18 protein-coding genes are annotated in these 19,782 nt (G+C 71.0%); 14 read left to right on the top strand and 4 right to left on the bottom strand.

Features of this window, described 5'->3' with window-relative positions; translation table 11 throughout:
- The first annotated feature begins 53 nt into the window (after positions 1-53).
- The 10 genes from ACF06X_RS22210 (at position 54) to ACF06X_RS22165 (ending at position 11,124) form a co-directional block, all read left to right on the top strand.
- Positions 54-983 (top strand): ABC transporter permease, encoded by a 930-nt coding sequence (locus tag ACF06X_RS22210; RefSeq protein WP_392288974.1) that lies wholly within the window; start codon positions 54-56, stop codon positions 981-983.
- Positions 976-1,920, top strand: coding sequence for an ABC transporter permease (locus ACF06X_RS22205; protein WP_392288973.1), 945 nt, complete (start codon positions 976-978; stop codon positions 1,918-1,920). Before ACF06X_RS22210 ends, ACF06X_RS22205 begins: the two co-directional genes overlap by 8 nt.
- Positions 1,921-1,934: 14 nt before the next feature.
- Positions 1,935-3,002 carry an ABC transporter ATP-binding protein gene (locus tag ACF06X_RS22200; RefSeq protein WP_392288972.1) on the top strand — a complete coding sequence of 356 codons (1,068 nt, stop codon included), beginning with the start codon at positions 1,935-1,937 and terminating at the stop codon, positions 3,000-3,002.
- Positions 2,995-4,143, top strand: a complete 1,149-nt coding sequence (locus ACF06X_RS22195) for an ABC transporter ATP-binding protein (protein WP_392288971.1) — start codon at positions 2,995-2,997, stop codon at positions 4,141-4,143. The genes ACF06X_RS22200 and ACF06X_RS22195 overlap by 8 nt, the downstream gene beginning before the upstream one ends.
- 146 nt (positions 4,144-4,289) lie before the next feature.
- The gene (locus ACF06X_RS22190) at positions 4,290-5,915 is read left to right on the top strand and encodes an ABC transporter substrate-binding protein (RefSeq protein WP_392288970.1); all 1,626 of its coding nucleotides are present in this window, start codon (positions 4,290-4,292) and stop codon (positions 5,913-5,915) included.
- A 75-nt stretch (positions 5,916-5,990) separates the two neighbouring features.
- Complete coding sequence (locus ACF06X_RS22185; RefSeq protein WP_392288969.1) at positions 5,991-6,914, top strand: ABC transporter permease; 924 nt, start codon at positions 5,991-5,993, stop codon at positions 6,912-6,914.
- Positions 6,907-7,887 (top strand): ABC transporter permease, encoded by a 981-nt coding sequence (locus ACF06X_RS22180; protein ID WP_392288968.1) that lies wholly within the window; start codon positions 6,907-6,909, stop codon positions 7,885-7,887. Before ACF06X_RS22185 ends, ACF06X_RS22180 begins: the two co-directional genes overlap by 8 nt.
- A gap of 6 nt (positions 7,888-7,893) precedes the next feature.
- Positions 7,894-8,877: an ABC transporter ATP-binding protein gene (locus tag ACF06X_RS22175; RefSeq protein ID WP_392288967.1), complete on the top strand. Its 984-nt coding sequence runs from the start codon at positions 7,894-7,896 to the stop codon at positions 8,875-8,877.
- Positions 8,870-9,940 carry an ABC transporter ATP-binding protein gene (locus ACF06X_RS22170; RefSeq protein ID WP_392288966.1) on the top strand — a complete coding sequence of 357 codons (1,071 nt, stop codon included), beginning with the start codon at positions 8,870-8,872 and terminating at the stop codon, positions 9,938-9,940. Before ACF06X_RS22175 ends, ACF06X_RS22170 begins: the two co-directional genes overlap by 8 nt.
- Positions 9,941-10,179: 239 nt before the next feature.
- Positions 10,180-11,124 carry a hypothetical protein gene (locus ACF06X_RS22165; protein WP_392288965.1) on the top strand — a complete coding sequence of 315 codons (945 nt, stop codon included), beginning with the start codon at positions 10,180-10,182 and terminating at the stop codon, positions 11,122-11,124.
- 61 nt (positions 11,125-11,185) lie between these two features.
- On the opposite strand, the gene ACF06X_RS22160 is transcribed toward ACF06X_RS22165, so the two are convergent.
- Positions 11,186-13,333, bottom strand: coding sequence for a prolyl oligopeptidase family serine peptidase (locus ACF06X_RS22160; RefSeq protein WP_392288964.1), 2,148 nt, complete (start codon positions 13,331-13,333; stop codon positions 11,186-11,188).
- A gap of 166 nt (positions 13,334-13,499) precedes the next feature.
- Between ACF06X_RS22160 and ACF06X_RS22155 the strand changes: the two genes are divergently transcribed.
- From ACF06X_RS22155 to ACF06X_RS22140, 4 genes are all read left to right on the top strand, one after another.
- The gene (locus tag ACF06X_RS22155; RefSeq protein WP_137993529.1) at positions 13,500-13,694 is read left to right on the top strand and encodes a hypothetical protein; all 195 of its coding nucleotides are present in this window, start codon (positions 13,500-13,502) and stop codon (positions 13,692-13,694) included.
- A gap of 51 nt (positions 13,695-13,745) precedes the next feature.
- On the top strand, positions 13,746-14,636 hold the full coding sequence (gene mshB, locus ACF06X_RS22150; protein WP_392288963.1) for an N-acetyl-1-D-myo-inositol-2-amino-2-deoxy-alpha-D-glucopyranoside deacetylase: 891 nt from the start codon (positions 13,746-13,748) through the stop codon (positions 14,634-14,636).
- On the top strand, positions 14,633-14,977 hold the full coding sequence (locus ACF06X_RS22145; RefSeq protein WP_392288962.1) for a DUF6113 family protein: 345 nt from the start codon (positions 14,633-14,635) through the stop codon (positions 14,975-14,977). The genes mshB and ACF06X_RS22145 overlap by 4 nt, the downstream gene beginning before the upstream one ends.
- Before the next feature lie 175 nt (positions 14,978-15,152).
- On the top strand, positions 15,153-17,492 hold the full coding sequence (locus tag ACF06X_RS22140; protein WP_392288961.1) for a hypothetical protein: 2,340 nt from the start codon (positions 15,153-15,155) through the stop codon (positions 17,490-17,492).
- Positions 17,493-17,553: 61 nt separating this feature from the next.
- Here ACF06X_RS22140 and ACF06X_RS22135 read toward each other — a convergent pair whose 3' ends face one another.
- The 3 genes from ACF06X_RS22135 to ACF06X_RS22125 all read right to left on the bottom strand — a co-directional run bounded on the left by ACF06X_RS22135 (position 17,554) and on the right by ACF06X_RS22125 (position 19,755).
- Positions 17,554-17,778 carry a hypothetical protein gene (locus ACF06X_RS22135; RefSeq protein WP_392288960.1) on the bottom strand — a complete coding sequence of 75 codons (225 nt, stop codon included), beginning with the start codon at positions 17,776-17,778 and terminating at the stop codon, positions 17,554-17,556.
- 160 nt (positions 17,779-17,938) lie between these two features.
- On the bottom strand, positions 17,939-18,757 hold the full coding sequence (locus ACF06X_RS22130) for a tetratricopeptide repeat protein (protein WP_392288959.1): 819 nt from the start codon (positions 18,755-18,757) through the stop codon (positions 17,939-17,941).
- Positions 18,754-19,755, bottom strand: a complete 1,002-nt coding sequence (locus tag ACF06X_RS22125) for a GNAT family N-acetyltransferase (RefSeq protein WP_392288958.1) — start codon at positions 19,753-19,755, stop codon at positions 18,754-18,756. The genes ACF06X_RS22130 and ACF06X_RS22125 overlap by 4 nt, the downstream gene beginning before the upstream one ends.
- Between the last annotated feature and the right edge of the window lie 27 nt (positions 19,756-19,782).

The following is a 19,782-nucleotide window of genomic DNA, read 5'->3' as shown; positions in this document are numbered from 1 at the left end:
CGTAATCCAGGAATCGGCCCCGTGGGCTGCAGGTATTCATATCGGAGGCAAACATGGGGCGTTATGTCGCGCGGCGACTGCTCCAGATGATCCCGGTCTTCATCGGGTCAACCTTGCTGGTCTTCTCCATGATGTACGCGCTGCCCGGCGATCCCGTGCGCGCACTCGCGGGAGAGCAGACCGTCGACCCGGCGCAGATCGCCGCGATGAAGAAGGACCTCGGGCTCGACCAGCCACTGCTGGTGCAGTACGGGAACTATCTCCTCAACCTGTTCCAGGGCGACTTCGGCACGCAGATCGCCAGCGGGCAACCCGTCGCGGACATCATCGCGGACGCGTTCCCCATCACGATCCGACTCACCCTGTTCGCCTTCACCTTCACCGCACTCGTCGGTATCTCCCTCGGTGTCTTCGCCGGGCTGAAGGCCGACACGCTCCGGGACCGCGGCCTGCTGGTCCTGACGCTGCTCCTCATCTCCGTGCCCTCGTTCGTCCTCGGCTTCCTGGCGCAGTACTTCTTCGCCCACCAGCTCGGCTGGGTCGACCCGAACGTGAGCGCCCTGGCGGAGTGGAACGAACTGGTCCTTCCCGCCGTCGTACTCGGTTCGCTGTCGCTGGCGTACGTCGCCCGCCTCACCCGTACCTCGATCGCCGAGAACCTGCGCTCCGACTACATGCGCACCGCGGTGGCCAAGGGCCTGCCGCGCCGCCGCATCATCGGTGTCCACCTCATGCGCAACTCGATGATCCCCGTCGTCACCTTCCTCGGTACCGACATCGGCGCCCTGATGGGCGGCGCGGTCGTCACCGAGGGCATCTTCAACGTCCAGGGCGTCGGCTACAACGTCTTCTCCGCGCTGAGGCACCGTGAGGGCGCCACCGTCGTGGGCATCGTGACCCTGATCGTGGTCGTCTATCTCGTCGCCAGCCTGCTCGTCGACCTGCTCTACGCGGTCCTGGACCCGAGGATCCGTTATGCCTGAGGCACTCAAGGAAGCTGTCACCGAACAGACTTCGGCCGACGGGACCGCCACGCAGCCGGCCGAGAAGCGGGAGAAGCCGCGCAGCCTCTGGTCGGACGCCTGGCACGACCTGCGCCGCAACCCGATCTTCCTGGTCTCTTCCGTCCTGATCGTCGTCCTGCTGACCATGGCGGTCTTCCCCGGCCTGTTCACCAGCGCCGACCCGCGCCACGCGGACCTTGCCAAGCACTACCTCCAGAAGCCGAACTGGGGCAGCTTCTTCAGCGAGGACTGGTTCGGTTACGACATCCAGGGCCGGTCGATCTACGCGCGTGTCATCTACGGCGCCCGTGCCTCGATCGCCGTCGCCGTCGTCGTCACCCTGCTCGTCACCCTTCTGGGCACGGTCGTCGGCATGCTCGCCGGCTACTTCGGCGGCTGGATGGACACCATCCTGTCCCGCGTCACGGACATCTTCTTCGGTGTCCCCTTCATCCTCGGCGCGATGGTCGTCCTGACCGCCTTCGAGGAGCGCAAGCTCTGGGTGGTCATCCTCGCCCTGGCCTTCCTCGGCTGGACCCAGATCGCCCGTGTCGCCCGCGGCTCGGTGATCACCATCAAGCAGGCGGACTACGTCATGGCGGCCAAGGCGCTCGGCGCCTCCACCACGCGGATCCTGCTCCGGCACATCCTGCCGAACGCCATCGCCCCGGTGATCGTCGTCGCCACCATCGCGCTCGGCGGCTACATCTCGGCGGAGGCGACGCTCTCCTTCCTGGGCATCGGCCTCGCCGAGCCGACCGTCTCGTGGGGCGTCGACATCTCGTCGGGCCAGGAGCAGCTGCGGAACGCCGCGTACGTCCTGATCATCCCGTCCGTCATGGTGTCGATCACCGTTCTGGCGTTCATCATGCTCGGCGATGCGGTTCGCAGCGCCCTCGACCCCAAGCTGCGCTGAGGAGGGCGTAAAACGTGAGCATCATCGACAACACGAGCAAGACCGCGACCGTTCCCGCGCCGCGCGACGGCGAGGACTACACCGGGCCCCTGCTCCAAGTCCGTGACCTGCATGTGGAGTTCCACACCCGCGACGGTGTGGCCAAGGCGGTCAACGGCGTCAACTACAGCGTGAACGCGGGCGAGACGCTCGCCGTCCTCGGCGAGTCCGGGTCCGGCAAGTCCGTCACCGCGCAGGCCATCATGGGCATCCTCGACATGCCGCCCGGCAAGATCCCGCAGGGCGAGGTCCTCTTCCGCGGCGAGGACATGCTCAAGATGTCCTACGAGGAGCGGCGGAAGATCCGCGGCCGGAAGATCGCGATGATCTTCCAGGACGCGCTCTCCTCCCTCAACCCGGTCCTCACCGTCGGCTACCAGCTCGGCGAGATGTTCCGGGTGCACCACGGCCTCTCCAAGAAGGAGGCCAAGGCCAAGGCCATCGAGCTGATGGACAGGGTCAAGATCCCCGCCGCCGCGGCGCGGGTGAACGACTACCCCCACCAGTTCTCCGGCGGTATGCGCCAGCGCATCATGATCGCCATGGCGCTCGCCCTGGAGCCGGACCTGATCATCGCCGACGAGCCCACCACGGCGCTCGACGTGACGGTCCAGGCCCAGGTCATGGACCTCCTCGCGGAGCTCCAGCGCGAATACAACATGGGCCTGATCCTGATCACCCACGACCTCGGCGTCGTCGCCGACGTCGCGGACAAGATCGCCGTCATGTACGCGGGCCGGATCGTCGAGACCGCCCCCGTCCACGAGCTGTACAAGCGCCCGGCCCACCCGTACACCCGGGGTCTGCTCGACTCGATCCCGCGCCTGGACCAGAAGGGCCAGGAGCTGTACGCGATCAAGGGTCTGCCGCCCAACCTGCTCCGCGTGCCGACCGGCTGCGCCTTCAACCCGCGCTGCCCGAAGGCCGAAGACATCTGCCGCACGGAGATCCCGGCGCTCGCGCCGGTCGCCGAGCAGGACGGCACGGAGCTGCCCGGCCGCGGCAGCGCCTGCCACTTCTGGAAGGAGACGATCCATGGCTGAGCTCAGCAAGAACGGTGAGGCCGCGGACGCGACTCCGAACGTCACCGCGGTGGAGACGGTCGACGCCGCCACCGAGGCGGAGGCCGTAGCCGCCCTCGAGGCGCCGGTCGAGCGCGGCGAGCCGATCCTCCAGGTGCGCGACCTGGTCAAGCACTTCCCGCTGACCCAGGGCATCCTCTTCAAGAAGCAGGTCGGCGCCGTCAAGGCCGTGGACGGGGTCTCCTTCGACCTCTACCAGGGCGAGACCCTCGGCATCGTGGGCGAGTCCGGCTGTGGCAAGTCCACGGTCGCCAAGCTCCTGATGACCCTGGAGCGGGCCACCGCCGGCGAGGTCTTCTACAAGGGCCAGGACATCACCAAGCTGTCCGGCCGCGCCCTGAAGGCCGTCCGCCGGAACATCCAGATGGTGTTCCAGGACCCGTACACCTCGCTCAACCCGCGCATGACGGTGGGCGACATCATCGGCGAGCCCTTCGACATCCACCCCGAGGTGGCCCCGAAGGGCGACCGGCGCCGCAAGGTGCAGGAGCTGCTCGATGTGGTCGGTCTGAACCCCGAGTACATCAACCGCTACCCGCACCAGTTCTCCGGCGGTCAGCGCCAGCGCATCGGCATCGCCCGCGGCCTCGCGCTCAACCCGGAGATCATCATCTGCGACGAGCCGGTCTCGGCCCTGGACGTCTCCGTCCAGGCGCAGGTCATCAACCTGATGGAGAAGCTGCAGGACGAGTTCAACCTCTCCTACGTCTTCATCGCGCACGACCTGTCGATCGTCCGGCACATCTCCGACCGGGTCGGCGTGATGTACCTCGGCAAGATGGCCGAGATCGGTACGGACACGCAGATCTACGACCACCCGACGCACCCCTACACCCAGGCGCTGCTGTCGGCGGTCCCCGTTCCGGACCCGGATGCCCGCGAGGGCCGCGAGCGGATCATCCTCACCGGTGACGTCCCCTCGCCGGCCAACCCGCCCTCGGGCTGCCGCTTCCGCACCCGGTGCTGGAAGGCCGAGGAGAAGTGCGCCACCGAGGTTCCGCTCCTCGCGATCCCGGAGCGTTTCCAGGGCGAGGACACCCCGGCCGCGCACGAGTCTGCGTGCCACTTCGCCGAGGAGAAGGACGTCATCCACGCGGCGTAGTCCCCTTCCGTACCGAGGGCGCCCCGGCCATCACGGCCGGGGCGCCCTCGTTGCATTTCTCCCAATGGGTGTCGTACACGTGCATAGCGCCTGCAGTCGGGTGATATTGGGTCCCTCGGTACTGACAGCACCTCAGGAGGCACCTCATGCGCGGAGCCACGCACGCCAAGTGGGCCGCGACGGCCCTAGCCGTCGCCCTCGCGGCGACCGCCTGTGGCGGCGGCGGCGACGGCGGCGGCAGCGGGGCCGACGGCATCGTGAGTTCCTCCTGGGGCGACCCGCAGAACCCGCTGGAGCCGGCGAACACCAACGAGGTCCAGGGCGGCAAGGTCCTCGCCATGATCTTCCGGGGGCTCAAGCAGTACGACCCGAAGACCGGCGAGGCCGAGAACATGCTCGCCGAGAGCATCGAGACGACCGACTCGACCAACTTCCGGATCACCCTCAAGAACGGCTGGACCTTCTCCAACGGCGAGAAGGTCACAGCGAAGTCCTTCGTCGACGCCTGGAACTACGGCGCCCACCTGAAGAACAACCAGAAGAACGCCTTCTTCTTCGGTCAGATCGAGGGCTACGACCAGGTCCACCCCGAGGAGGGGCAGGCCAAGGCCGAGACCATGTCCGGGCTGAAGGTCGTCGACGACAGGACCTTCACGGTCAAGCTCTCCCAGAAGTTCTCCCTCTGGCCCGAGACGCTCGGCTACGCGGCCTTCGCCCCCCTGCCCAGGGCGTTCTTCGTGGACCACGACGCCTGGCTCTCCAAGCCCGTCGGGAACGGCCCGTACACCGTCGACTCGTACTCCAAGGGCTCCCAGATGGCCCTCAAGCGCTGGGACGGCTACCCCGGCGAGGACAAGGCGCAGAACGGCGGAGTGACCCTCAAGGTCTACACCGACAACAACACCGCCTACACCGACCTGACGGCCGGAAACCTCGACCTCGTCGACGACGTGCCCGCCTCCCAGCTCAAGAACGTCCAGGCGGACCTCGGCGACCGGTACATCAACCTCCCCGCCGGCATCATCCAGACGCTGTCCATCCCGTTCTACGACAAGGCCTGGAACACCCCGAACGGCGACAAGCTCCGCAAGGGCATCTCACGGGCGATCAACCGTGAGCAGATCACCGAGACCATCTTCCAGAAGACCCGGACCCCCGCCGTCGACTGGACCTCCCCGGTCCTCGGCGAGGAGGGCGGCTACAAGAACATCTGCGGCGACTTCTGCACGTACGACGCGGCCGAGGCGAAGAAGCTGGTCGCCGAGGGCGGCGGCATCCCCGGCGGCACGATGAAGATCTCGTACAACGCCGACACCGGCTCCCACAAGGAATGGGTGGACGCCGTCTGCAACTCCATCAACAACGCGCTCGGCAACAACAGGGCCTGCGTCGGCAACCCCGTCGGCACCTTCGCCGACTACCGCAACCAGGTCACCACCCAGAAGATGACCGGGCCGTTCCGGGCCGGCTGGCAGATGGACTACCCGCTCATCCAGAACTTCCTCCAGCCGCTGTACTACACCAACGCCTCGTCCAACGACGGCAAGTGGTCGAACCCCGAGTTCGACAAGCTCGTCGACCAGGCCAACGCGGAGCCCGACACCAAGAAGGCCGTCGAGATCTTCCAGCGGGCCGAGGAGGTCCTGCGGGACGACATGGGCGCCATTCCGCTCTGGTACCAGAACGGCAGCGCCGGCTACTCGGAGCGCGTCTCCAACGTGGCCCTGAACCCGTTCAGCGTCCCCGTCTACAACGAGATCAAGGTCGACTGACGCAGGGAAGCGGCGTACGGCCCGGCGTCCCCGAGCGCCGGGCCGTACGCCTTCCCCCCACCCCCGGAGCCCCTCATGGGTCGTTATGTGATCCGGCGTCTGCTGCAGATGATCCCGGTCTTCTTCGGCGCCACCCTGCTGATCTTCCTGATGGTGAACGTGATGGGCGACCCCATCGCCGGGCTCTGCGGCGACCGCGCCTGCGACCCGGCCACCGCCGCCCGGCTGAGAGCCGAGTTCGGCCTCGACCAACCGGTCTGGCAGCAGTACGCGACGTACATGGGCAACGTCTTCACCGGCGACTTCGGCACCGCCTTCAACGGCCAGCCCGTCACCGAGCTGATGGGCAACGCCTTCCCGGTCACCATCCGGCTCACCCTCGTCGCGATCGTCTTCGAGATCGTCATCGGCATCGCCCTCGGCGTGGTCACAGGACTGCGCCGCGGCCGCCCCATCGACACCTCCGTACTGCTGCTGACCCTGGTCGTCATCTCCGTCCCGACCTTCGTCACCGGCCTGCTCCTCCAGCTCCTCCTCGGCGTCAAATGGGGCTGGATCAGACCGGCGGTCTCGCCCGAGGCCCCCGTCGGCGAACTCATCGTCCCCGGCCTCGTCCTCGCCTCCGTCTCGCTGGCCTACGTCACCCGGCTCACCCGGACCTCGATCGCCGAGAACAAGCGCGCCGACTACGTCCGTACCGCTGTCGCCAAGGGTCTGCCGCGGCGCCGGGTCATCACCCGCCATCTGCTGCGCAACTCGCTGATCCCCGTGGTGACCTTCATCGGCACCGACATCGGCGCGCTGATGGGCGGGGCCATCGTCACCGAGCGGATCTTCAACATCCACGGCGTCGGCTACCAGCTCTACCAGGGCATCATCCGCCAGAACACCCAGACCGTCGTCGGCTTCGTGACCGTCCTCGTCCTGGTGTTCCTGGTGGCCAACCTGCTCGTCGACCTCCTGTACGCCGTACTCGACCCGAGGATCCGCTATGCCTGAGCCGAACTACGACGAAGGAGCCGCCATCGCCCCCACCGGCGCCGGAGCCGCCGTGGACCTCGCGATGGCCGAGGGCGAGACCCTGGAGAAGGTCCCGGGCGGCCCGCTGGGCACCGGCCCCGGCGGCAAACCGCGCTCCCTGTGGTCCGACGCCTGGCACGACCTGCGCCGCAACCCCGTCTTCCTCGTCTCGGCGCTCGTCATCCTCTTCCTGATCGTCATCTCGATCTGGCCCTCCCTGATCGCCTCGGGAGACCCGCTCGACTGCGACCTCGCCAAGGCCCAGGAGGGCTCCCAGCCCGGCCACCCCTTCGGCTTCAACGGCCAGGGCTGCGACGTCTACACCCGTACGGTCTACGGCGCCCGGACCTCCGTCACCGTCGGCGTCCTCGCCACCCTCGGCGTCGCCGTCCTCGGCTCCGTCCTCGGCGGACTCGCGGGCTTCTTCGGCGGCGGCTGGGACGGGATCCTCTCCCGGATCACCGACGTCTTCTTCGCCATCCCCGTCGTCCTCGGCGGACTCGTCCTGCTCTCCGTCGTCACCAGCAACACCGTCTGGCCCGTCATCGGTTTCATGGTCCTGCTCGGCTGGCCCCAGCTCTCCCGCATCGCCCGCGGCTCCGTCATCACCGCCAAACAGAACGACTACGTCCAGGCCGCCCGCGCCCTCGGCGCCTCCAACTCCCGGATGCTGCTGCGCCACATCGCACCCAACGCGCTCGCACCCGTCATCGTCGTGGCGACCATCGCCCTCGGCACCTACATCGCGCTGGAAGCGACCCTGTCGTTCCTCGGCGTCGGCCTCAAACCGCCGACCGTGTCCTGGGGCATCGACATCTCCTCGGCCTCCCCGTACATCCGCAACGCCCCGCACATGCTGCTCTGGCCGGCCGGCGCGCTGGCCGTCACCGTGCTCGCCTTCATCATGCTCGGCGACGCGGTGCGCGACGCCCTCGACCCCAAGCTGAGGTAGACGCCCATGCTGCTCGAAGTCCGCGACCTGCACGTGGAGTTCCACACCCGGGACGGGGTGGCCAAGGCGGTCAACGGTGTCGACTACTCGGTGGACGAGGGCGAGACGCTCGCCGTGCTCGGCGAGTCGGGCTCCGGCAAGTCCGTCACCGCCCAGGCCGTCATGGGCATCCTCGACACGCCCCCGGGGAAGATCACCGGCGGCGAGATCCTCTTCCAGGGCCAGGACCTGCTCACCCTCAAGGAGGAGGAGCGGCGCAAGGTCCGGGGCGCCAAGATGGCCATGATCTTCCAGGACGCGCTCTCCTCGCTGAACCCGGTGATCAGCGTCGGCGACCAGCTGGGGGAGATGTTCCAGGTCCACCGCGGCATGTCGAGGAAGGACTCCCGCGCCAAGGCCGTCGAGCTGATGGACCGGGTCCGCATCCCGGCGGCGAAGGAACGGGTGGGGCAGTACCCGCACCAGTTCTCCGGCGGCATGCGCCAGCGCATCATGATCGCGATGGCGCTCGCGCTCGAACCCGAGCTGATCATCGCCGACGAGCCGACCACCGCGCTCGACGTCACCGTCCAGGCCCAGGTCATGGACCTCCTCGCCGAGCTCCAGCGCGAACTCAGGATGGGCCTGATCCTCATCACCCACGACCTCGGCGTCGTCGCCGACGTCGCCGACAAGATCGCCGTGATGTACGCCGGCCGGATCGTGGAGCACGCGCCCGTCCACGAGATCTACAAGGCGCCCGCCCACCCCTACACCAAGGGCCTGCTCGAATCGATTCCGCGCCTGGACCAGAAGGGCTCGCAGCTGTACGCGATCAAGGGACTACCCCCCAACCTCCTCGCCATCCCGCCCGGCTGCGCCTTCAACCCCCGCTGCCCCCTCGCCCGGGACCGGTGCCGCACCGACGTACCGCCGCTCTACGAGGTGACCGAGTCCCCGGTCCCGCGCCGGAGCGCCTGCCACTACTGGAAGGAGTGCCTCCATGGTTGAGGCTCGCGGCGAGGCCAGCCTCCAGCGCGAGGCGATCCTCCAGGTCCGGGACCTGTACAAGCACTACCCCCTGACCCAGGGCATCCTGTTCAAGAAGCAGATCGGCGCCGTCAAGGCGGTCGACGGCGTCTCCTTCGACCTCGCGCCGGGCGAAACCCTCGGCATCGTCGGCGAATCCGGCTGCGGCAAGTCGACCGTGGCGAAGATGCTGGTCAACCTGGAGCGCCCGACGGCCGGCACCATCTCGTACAAGGGCGAGGACATCACGAAGATGTCCCCGAAGGCGCTGCGCGCGGTCCGGCGCAACATCCAGATGGTGTTCCAGGACCCGTACACCTCGCTCAACCCCCGGATGACCGTCGGCGACATCATCGGAGAGCCGTACGAGATCCACCCCGAGGTCGCCCCCAAGGGCTCGCGCCGCAGGAAGGTCCAGGACCTGCTCGACGTGGTGGGCCTCAACCCGGAGTACATCAACCGCTATCCGCACCAGTTCTCCGGCGGCCAGCGGCAGCGCATCGGCATCGCCCGCGGCCTGGCGCTCCAGCCGGAGATCATCGTCGCCGACGAGCCCGTCTCGGCGCTCGACGTCTCCGTCCAGGCCCAGGTCGTGAACCTCCTGGAGAACCTCCAGAAGGAGTTCTCCCTGTCGTACGTCTTCATCGCCCACGACCTGTCGATCGTGCGGCACATCTCCGACCGGGTCGGCGTCATGTACCTCGGCCGGATCGTCGAGATCGGCACCGACGCCGAGATCTACGACCACCCCACCCACCCCTACACCCAGGCGCTGCTCTCCGCGGTCCCCGTGCCCGACCCCGAGGCCCGCGCCCACCGCGAGCGCATCATCCTCACCGGCGACGTGCCCTCCCCGGCCAACATCCCCTCCGGGTGCCGCTTCCGCACCCGCTGCTGGAAGGCGCGGGAGCGCTGCGCCCTGGAGGTGCCCGCGCTGGCCGTCCCCGCGGAGTTCCGGCTCACCGACTCCCCGGCGAAGCACGACTCCGCCTGCCACTTCGCCGAGGAGAAGCACGTGGTCCCGACGGAGGACGAGCGGGGGTAGAGGCCACCGCTCGGGTGCACACCGCATCCGGGGACAGAACGCCGTCATCTTCCTTAACGCGCGGGCAACTTCACCGACCCAGGTCCGATATGTGCACAGGTCATGCTGGACGGCGTACGGCCGTGCGGGTGCCGTAGGCCGGCCGGGACGCACCATGTCGTCCCGGCCGGCCGCCCGTACGCCCGGGGCATATGCGGAATCCCTTGTTTCGCCGGGCCGCGACCGTGAGTATCGGTGTGGTGACAGTGACTCGCGCGGCCCGTCTCACCGGAGCCGCCCTCTCCGGCGCGCTCGCCCTGGTCGTCGTCGGCTGGATCCTGCGGGACCTCGCCGTCACCACCGGTTCGCCCGCCGATCTCTTCTGGCACTGGGCCGGGGACCCCGTCCCGCCGCTCCGCGAGCGGTCCGCCACCTCCGCGCTCGACCCGGTCCTGACCGTGGTCTACGCCGTCACGGCCGTCGCCGCCCTCCGCTCCCCGGTCGCCGCCTCCGCCCTCGCCGCCACCGGAGCCGTCACCCTCGCCGTCCGGCTCCCGGGGCTCTGGACGACCGCCGCGGACCCCGCCGCCCTGATCACCACGCTCCTCGAACTGGCCCTCGCCGCCGCACTCCTCCTCACCGCCGCCTTCGGCCGCCGCCCCGCCGACACGGCGCACGAACCCCTCCCGACCCGGCCCCGCCCGGCCCGCGCCGTCGCGGCCGGCGTGCTGCTGCTCCTCGCCGGCCTCGTCGGGGCCGCCTGGGAGGTCCACTGGGCGCTCGAGGACCCCGCCGAGATCACCGTCGACCGGTTCACGGGCGGCCGTTCCGTCCTCGCGCCGCTGCTCGCGCCCCCGCCCGGCTGGCTGGGCGCCGTCCTGGTCCTCCTCGCCCTGACCGCCGCGGGCAGCGCCTTCGCCCGTCGCCCGTACGCCCGCCCCCTCGGTCTGGTCGCCGGGGCGCTGCTGTGCGGCTTCGGCGGCATGGGCCTCGCCCTGGCCGTACGGTACGAGCTCCTCGACCGTCTCTCCGGGCCCTACGGCGTCGAACAACTCTCCCTGGTCTCCGCACTGTTCGACCTGCTCGCCGGAGCCGCCGTGCTCGCCGTCCTCGCCGGCCGGGGCGAACCGCGCGTCGCCCCGGCCCCGCCCCGGACCCCGGCCCTGCCGCCCGCCCCGCCGTCCCCGCGCCCGCCAGGCTGGTGACACCCGCGCGACCCGGCTGGTGACACCCGCGCCACCCGACTGGTCACGCCCGCGCCACCCGCTACGCGAGCCCCAGCGAGCGCTTCAGGAAGTCCACCTGGAGCAGCAGCAGGTTCTCCGCCACCTGCTCCTGGTTCGTCATGTGCGTCACGCCCGTCAACGGCAGCACCTCATGGGGTCGGCCCGCCGCGAGCAGTGCCGAGGAGAGCCGCAGGGTGTGGGCCACGACGACATTGTCGTCGGCCAGGCCATGGATGATCATCAGCGGCCGGGCCGGGTTCTCCGGCGCCGACAGACCGTCGTCGGTGACCAGCGAGTTCGCCGCGTACACCTCCGGACTCTCCTGCGGCAGCCCCAGATACCGCTCCGTGTAGTGGGTGTCGTACAGCCGCATGTCGGTGACCGGCGCCCCCGCGATCCCCGCGTGGAAGACGTCCGGCCGCCGCAGCACCCCGAGCGCGGCGAGGTAACCGCCGTAGGACCAGCCCCGGATCGCCACCCGGCCGAGGTCCAGCGGGAAGTCCCCGGCGAGCGCGTGCAGCGCCTCGACCTGGTCGTCGAGGGTCGGCGTCAGATCGTCCTTGATCGCCTTCTCCCAGGCGGGGGACCGGCCCGGCGTGCCCCGCCCGTCCGCCACGATCACGGCGAAGCCCTGCTCGGCGAACCACTGGGACGTCAGATGCGGATTGTGCGCGGCGAGCACCCGCTGACCATGGGGCCCGCCGTACGGATCCATGAGGACGGGCAGAAGTCCGTCACCTTCCCCGTGCCCCGAGGGGAGCAGGACGGCGCACGGAATCCGCCGTGCGCCCCCCTCCAGCAGGCGCACCCGCGCGGCGAGCACCGGCCGCTCCGCGTGCGAGGCGACCACCGCCGGCTCCGCGCCGTCCCGCAGCACCCGCGTCACGCTCCCCGGAACGTCCGGCACGGCGGACGACAGCACCGTCACCGCGCCGGAGCGCGCCGCCGAGTGGACCCCGGCCTCTTGCGAGACGCGCTCCACGCCCAGCTCGTTCACCCGGTAGACGTGAATCTCGCCGGTCTCCGGATCCGCCGCCTCCGCGCCGGCCGACGCCGAGACCAGGATGTCGTTCTCCCCGACGTCGAGGACGGCCCGGAGATGGAGCGCCGCACCGGTCAGCGTCCGGTCGCCGACCGCGAGGACCCGGGCCCCGCCCTCGTCCGCCACCCGCACAAGGCGTCCGTCCGGGGTCCAGGCGGGCGCCCCCGGCACCAACTCCAGCCACGCCGGATCCTCGTCGACATGCACCGTCCGGGTCGCCCCGGTCGTCGTGTCCACCGCCAGATGAAGCTGGAGGCGCTGGTCACGAGCCTGTACGAGGATCAGCGGAGGCCCGCCCGCCGACCAGTGGACCCGGGCCAGATACGGATACCGCTCCCGGTCCCACCCCACCTCCGTGCGCTCCCCGGCCAGGTCCACCAGATACAGCCGCACATCCGCGTTGGCCGTCCCCGCCGCCGGATACGCCACCGCCTGCGGCTCCCGGTCCGGATGCGCCGGGTCCGCGATCCACCAGCGCCGCACCGGCCGGTCGTCGGCCCGCGCCACCAGGAGCCGGTCCGACTCGGGCGACCACCAGTAGCCCCGCGTACGGTCCATCTCCTCGGCCGCCACGAACTCCGCCAGACCGTACGTCGTGTGCGCGTCCTCCGGCTCCGCGAGCGCCCGGTCGCCCTCCCCGTCGGCGCCCGTCACCCGCAGCGCGCCCCGCGCCACGTACGCGACGTGCCGCCCGTCCGGAGACGGCCGGGGGTCGATCACCGGCCCCGGCACCCGCAGTTCCTCCGCCGTCCCGGCCCTCAACTCCGCCACGAACAGCCGCCCCGACAGCGCGAAGGCCGCCAACTCCACGGCCCCGTCCACCGCGTAGGCCACGATCCCGGCCGAGCCCTCCCGGCTGCGCTCCCGCCGGGCCCGCTCCTGCGCGGACAACTCCTCGGCCGCGCCCGCGAGCAGCGCCTCCGGATCCGCCGCGATCCGCTCCCGCGCCTCCCCGGCCCGGCCGCGCGGATCGAGCACCCACAGCGCGTGCGAGCGGTCCGTGCCGGCCGACGACCGCAGGAACACCACCCGTTCACCGTCGGGGGAGACCGTGAAGGAGCGGGGGACGCCCAGGGTGAAGCGCTGCGTCCGGGCGTACTGACGAGGGAACGAGAGCGGGAACGACCGCTGTTGCCTGGAGGTCATGCGACCGAACCTAGCGCCGTGCGCCCCCTTGTGCCCCCGTACACCATCGATGCGGAGCCACACATAGTTATGATCCGTAGCGCTAGGTGGGTAGGGGACACCTGGCACATGCTCGCCGAACTGACCGTCCGAATATCCGACCGAAGAAGTGTGGAGGTGAACCGCCGTGGCACTCTCGATTTCGGCGGTGGTGCTGCTGGCGATCGTCGTCTTCCTGCTGATCCGGAAATCCGGACTGAAGGCTGGACATGCGGCGGTCTGCGCGCTCCTCGGGTTCTACCTGGCGAGCTCGTCCATCGCTCCGTCCATCAGCACCCTCACCACGAACGTGGCAGGCATGATCGGCGGCCTCAAGTTCTGAGCCTCGCCCAGGTCAGCGGCCCTGCCCGGGAGCGTCTCGTAGGGTGGGGCCATGACGGATCTCCCAGCCCGTCGTCTGCTCCTGGTGCACGCGCACCCGGACGACGAGTCGATCAACAACGGCGCCACCATGGCCAGGTACGCGGCCGAGGGCGCGCTGGTCACCCTGGTGACCTGCACGCTCGGCGAGGAGGGCGAGGTCATCCCGCCCGACCTCGCCCACCTCGCACCCGACCGTGAGGACCGGCTCGGCGACCACCGCGTCGCCGAACTCGCCGCCGCCATGAAGGAGCTGGGCGTCACCGACCACCGCTTCCTCGGCGGCCCCGGCCGCTTCCGCGACTCCGGAATGATGGGCGTCGAGCAGAACCGGCGCGAGGGCGCCTTCTGGAACACGGACGTCGACGCCGCCGCCCCGTACCTCGTCGAGGTGATCCGCGAGACCCGCCCGCAGGTCCTGATCACCTACGACCCCGACGGCGGCTACGGCCACCCCGACCACATCCAGGCCCACCGCGTCGCCACGCGCGCCGCCGAACTGGCCGCGGACGCCGCCTACCGGCCCGACCTGGGACCCGCCCACACCATCGCCAAGATCTACTGGAACCGGATCCCCCGCCCCGTCGCCGAGGCCGCCTTCGCCCGGCTGCGCGCGGAGGGCGCCCGCTTCCCCGGCGTCGCGGAGATCGGCGATCTGCCCGGTGTGGTCGACGAGTCGCTCATCACCACCGAGATCGACGGCTCGGCGGTCTGGGCCGCGCGCAAGACCGCCGCGATGCGCGCGCACGCCACCCAGATCGCCGTCGACGGCCCCTTCTTCGCCCTCTCGAACGACCTCGGGCAGCCGATCTTCACCACGGAGTACTACCAGTTGGTCAGGGGTACGCCCGGCGCACCGGCGGGCGCGCGGGAGAACGACCTCTTCGCGGGAGTGACGGCATGAACGTCCGGATCGTCTGGTACGCGCTCCTCCTCGTCCTCGGAGCGCTGGTCGGAGCGGCCGGCTCGTTCGCCCAGAACGCCTGGTTCCCCGGCGGGTTGGCCCTCGCGCTGCTCGCCACCGCCGGCGTCTTCTACGGCGGGCTGCGCGCCACCGACACGCAGCTCGGGATCGTGGTCCCCGGGGCCGGCTGGCTCGTCGCCATCATCCTGCTCAGCCTCGGACGGCCGGAGGGTGACGGTGTCTTCGGCGGCGGAGGCGCGGAAATGGCGTACGTCGTGGGAGGCATGGTGATCGCTGTGATGTGCGCCACCCTGGGGCGCCTGCCACGAGCGGCCCCGTGAGCAGGCCGACTTGAGCGGGGGCTGCCCGGACTTCGGCCCAAATGCCCTGTAACCGATCCCCGGCCGTCGGGTGCGCGGCGGCGGCGGACAGTATGGTGGTGCGCGCCGCCGAGCCGCCCGGGTACACGAGCACCAGCAAGAGAGCGGGCGGTGGAGCCAACCGGGAGAACCTGCTTTGAGTCGTGAAACTGGTCGAGAGACTGACAGTTCGTCCTCCGGCGCCCAGGGGCGCGGTGGAGCCGCGTACCCGTCCGGTACACCGCCGTACGGAACCCGCCAGTATCCGTCGCTCCACCCCACGCAGGACGGGGCCGACGACGCTGCCGACACCGCCGCCGCGCGCGCTCAGCAGCGGCCGGAGGAGCCGAAGACCGAGACCACGCTGACGACCCGGATCCGGATCAACATCCCGGGTTCGCGGCCGATCCCGCCCGTGGTGGTCCGTAAGCCGGTCGCGGAGGCCGAGGCCGAGTCCTCGCCCCGGCCGTCCGCGCAGGCGCCCTCGGCACCGGAGCGCGTCGCGCCCGAACCGGCCGCCCCGGCCGCCGCTCCGGCGCCGTCGCCGAAGGCGGAGGAGAAGCCGGCCAGCGACTGGTTCGCCCCGCGCAAGCCGGCGGCCCCGCCGGCTCCGCCCGCCCCGGCCACGTCCCCGACGCCGCCCGCCGCGCCGTCGGGCGCTGCCCGGCCCTCGGGTGCTCCGAACCCCTCGCGTCCCTCCGGCCCTTCGGGTTCGTCGGGCGCGTCGGGTCCTTCCGGTCCTTCCGGGATGGGCGCGGGCGCGGCGGTGACCGGAGCCGGTGCGGGTCCGTCCGCGCCGCGCAGGCCCGGCGGCGGAGCACCGACCCGGGGCTCCGGCTTCGCCGGCCCCGCGACGGGGGGCATCCCGACGATCGGCGGCGCCTCCATCGCGGCCACCCCGGCGGGCGGTACGCCCGCGTACCTGTCCACACCGCCGCAGGACGAGGCCGCCTACGGCCCCGACGGCGACCCCTACTTCGGCGGCGCCGCCCCGCAGGCCCCCAACGGCCCGACGAGCGGCCCCGTCACGGGCAGCAGCCCGATCGGCGGTGCCCCGGCACGCGGCGGCGCCCCGAGCGGTGGAGCTCCCGGCCCTGGTGCGCCGGGCCATGGTGCCCCGGACCGTGGGGCGCCGGGCCATGGTGCCCCCGACCGTGGTGCGCCCGGCCATGGTGCTCCGACCCATGGCGGTCCGGCCCATGGTGGTCCCGGCCATGGCGCCCCGGGCGGGGGTGTGCCGGACGGCGGTCCCTTCGGGGGCGGTCCCTTCGGCGGTGCGCCCCGGATGACCGACGACACCGCGGTCCTGACGCCCCAGAGCCCCGGCCCGGCCGTTCCCCCCGCGGGCCCCGGCGCCCCCGGCGGCGGCCACGTCTCCGGCGACACGCTCACCAGCGGCATCCCCGTCGTGCCCTCCGGTCCCACGGGCGCCCCGGACTTCACCGCGAGGTCCCAGGAGCGCTTCTCGGCCCCCGAGCTCGTCGGAGGCGCCCCGGCCCCGGCCGCCGGCGCCCCGCGCCCCGCGCCCTCCTCCGCCGCCCGGGCGAAGAAGGGCCGCTCCAAGCTCGTCCTCGTGGGTGTCGGCGTCTTCGGCCTGGTGGGCGTCGCCTATGGCGCGGGCCTGCTCCTCAACCACTCCGACGTGCCCAAGGGCACGACGGTCCTCGGCGTCGACATCGGCGGCGGTACGAAGGAGGAGGCGGTCAACAGGCTGGAGGCCGCGCTCGGGAAGCGCGCGCACGCCCCCCTCCAGCTCAGCGTCGACGGCAAGACGGTCGCGCTCTCCCCGGACAAGGCGGGTCTCTCCCTGGACAGCCAGGAGACCGTCCGCGCCGCCGCGGGCAGCGACTACAACCCCGTCTCCGTGATCGGCTCCCTCTTCGGCGGCGAGCGGGTCGCCGAGCCGAAGCTCCCGGTCGACGAGGAGAAGCTGGCTGTCGCCCTCAGGGACGTGTCCGGCACGTCCGGCTCGGCGACCGAGGGCACGATCGTGTTCTCGCCGGGCAAGGTCACCGCCGTGGAGGGCAAGCCGGGCAAGGGACTGGACGTCGGCCGCTCGATGATCTTCGTGAGGGACGCGTACCGCGCCCAGGTCGAGACCGGGCAGACCAAGGCGGTCGAACTCCCCGTCGTCACCCGCCAGCCGACGATCACCAAGGCCGAGCTGGACCGGGCGATGAACGCCTTCGCCAAGCCGGCCATGTCCGACCTGATCACGATCAAGGCGGGCACGAAGGAGATCAAGTTCGGCCCCGCGAGGTCCCTGCCGAAGATCCTCTCCATGAAGCCGGTCAACGGCCGCCTGGTGGAGGTCTACGACAAGAAGGCGATCGAGGAGCTCCTCGACGGCGTCTTCGACGGCATCATGATCACCAAGGGTGACGGCAAGAAGCACCAGGTCTCCGCCGACGACGTCGCCTTCGTGATGCGCGACGCCCTCCTCGGCCGGACGACGGCCGAGCGGACCAAGGTCATCGACCTCGACGGCCAGGGCTGACGCCCTCCCTCCCGTCCCGCGGAAGGAGCCCCACCCGGCAGCGCCGGGTGGGGCTCCGCCGTCACCACTCCCCGCCGTACCGCTGCCGCTTGGCCCGCAGCCAGTCCTGGATCTCCCTGGTCTCGCGGGGCGAGGCGGGGCGCAGGTCGTCGGCGCGGATCGTGGCGACGAAGTGCACGAACCGCACCCGCCGGTGCGCTCCGTCCACGCCGATGACCTTGCCGGGGCCGTAGACGTCGGTGCCGGTGTGGGCGACGAAGGTTCCGGGGCCGTAGGGGGTCTGCATCGTGAGCCTTTCGCTCTGTGCGTTGTTCCGGTCACACAGTGGCGTGGATCACGTTACGCGCGGCGGAGGTTCGCGCGTGACACCCTCCCGCTCGCGTCACCACCGCCGGACACCCCTAGTCCGGACACCCCTAGTCCGGACACCCCTAGTCCGGACACCCTTAGTTCAGCAGCGCCCGGGCCGCCTGGGCCCGGTGGCGGATCGTGGCCGCCGCGCTCGGTTCGACGGCGGCGACGACCGAGGCGTACGCCTCCATCTCCGCCGCCCCGGCCAGGAAGTCCCCGCGCTGCACAAGCAGCTCGGCGCGGTCGTAGCGGAGGCGCGCCGGATGGGCGGGCAGCAGCAGGGAGAGCTCCACCGCCCACAGGGCGATGCCCGAGCGCTCCGGGCGCGGGGAGGCCCAGGCGCGGATGTTGTTCAGGATGCGCAGGACGATCTCCAGCGGGCCGGCGGGGCGCAGCATCGAGGGTTCGAGCGGCTCGCCCGTCGCACCCGCCACCAGCAGCTCCGCGTCCATGCCCGTCATGGCCCGGCCGCCCGCGAACGGGTCCGCGAGCACCTGTTCCGCCGGGTCGCCGAAGCCGACGACGAAGTGGCCGGGCAGCCCGAGTCCGTACACCTGCGCGCCGGCCCGGCGGGCGACCTCCATCCACACCACCGACAGCAGGATCGGCAGGCCTCGCCGGCGTCGCAGGACCTCGTGCAGCAGCGAGGACTCCAGGCGCCGGTAGTCGGCCGGTGTGCCGTGGAAGCCGTACCGCCCGCCGAGCAGCCGGGCGAGCGCCGTCCCCCAGCCGGCCGCGTCCCGGACGCCGTACGGCAGTTCACCGGCCAGCCGGTCCAGCTCGATCTCCGCCGCGTCCAGATCGGCCTCCGTCACCGAACCGTCCGCCACCGCCCCGATCAGCAGGCACAGCCGGGCCAGGTCCGGGCGCTCCGCCCGGGCCTCGTCCGCGAACTCCTGCCGCCAGTCGGTCATCCCTCGGCCGCCCGGTAGTGGTGGTAGTGGTGGTGCACCGCGAAACCCATCCCCTCGTACAGCGCCCGCGCCCCTTCGTTGTCGTTCTCCACCTGGAGCCAGGCCGCCGAGGCGCCCTCGTCGAGGGCCTGCCGGGCGAGCGCCGTCATGACGGCCGAGGCGAGCCCCCGACGCCGTTGCGCCGGGTCGACCTCCACCGCCATGAACCCGGCCCAGCGGCCGTCCACCACACAGCGTCCGATCGCGGCCGGTATGTCTCCCGTGCCCGGTACGGACGCGAACCACACACTCGGACCGCTGGACAGGACGCTCAGCACATGGGGTCCGGGCACACCGGAACGGTTGTAGCGGTGGAGCCAGGACTCCTCCAGGGAGCGGGAGAGCCGGACGGACGAGACGTCCGCGTCCAGGTCCCCGACCGGCGCGAGCCCCCCGACCCGTACCTCCGCCGAGACCTCCGACCGCCAGCCGCGCCGCTCCAGCTCCGCGCAGAGCAGTTCCTGCGTGCCCTCCGCCCCCGTCGCCGTCTGGACGTACGCCGGAAGGTCCCGCTTCGCGTACCACTCCCGCACCCGCGCCAGAGCCTCGTCCAGCGGCAATCCCGGGTCGCCCAGGGGAAGGACCGAGTTGGCCCGGCGGGTGAACCCGGCCGCCGCCCGCAGTGTCCATTCACCCAGCGGCTCGCTCTCCACCGGCTCCCACGCCCGCGCGGTGACCCGCGCCAGCTCCTCGAAGGAGGCGGCGGGCCCCCGCCTGCGGGCCGGTGCGGCGGGGACGACCTTGCCCGCGACCAGGGCGGATTCCGCGATCCGGACGCTCTCACCGGTCCGGCGTGTGATCAGCAGCACACCCGAGTCCCAGGATGTGAGAACGCCGACCGCGTCGGTGAACTTCGCGCCCGCCTCGGAGGACTGTGTCACGTACCGAACTGAGACACGTTTTCCCACGTCAGCCTGGGTCATACGCACCTCAAGACGACCTCCTGCGGTGAATTCCACAGCTTCTCAGCCCCTCCTGTTCGGATC

Origin of the sequence: Streptomyces sp. NPDC015346 (assembly GCF_043078785.1) — a bacterium.
Taxonomy (GTDB): Bacteria; Actinomycetota; Actinomycetes; order Streptomycetales; family Streptomycetaceae; genus Streptomyces.
This window is presented reverse-complemented; position numbering and strand designations above follow the sequence as displayed.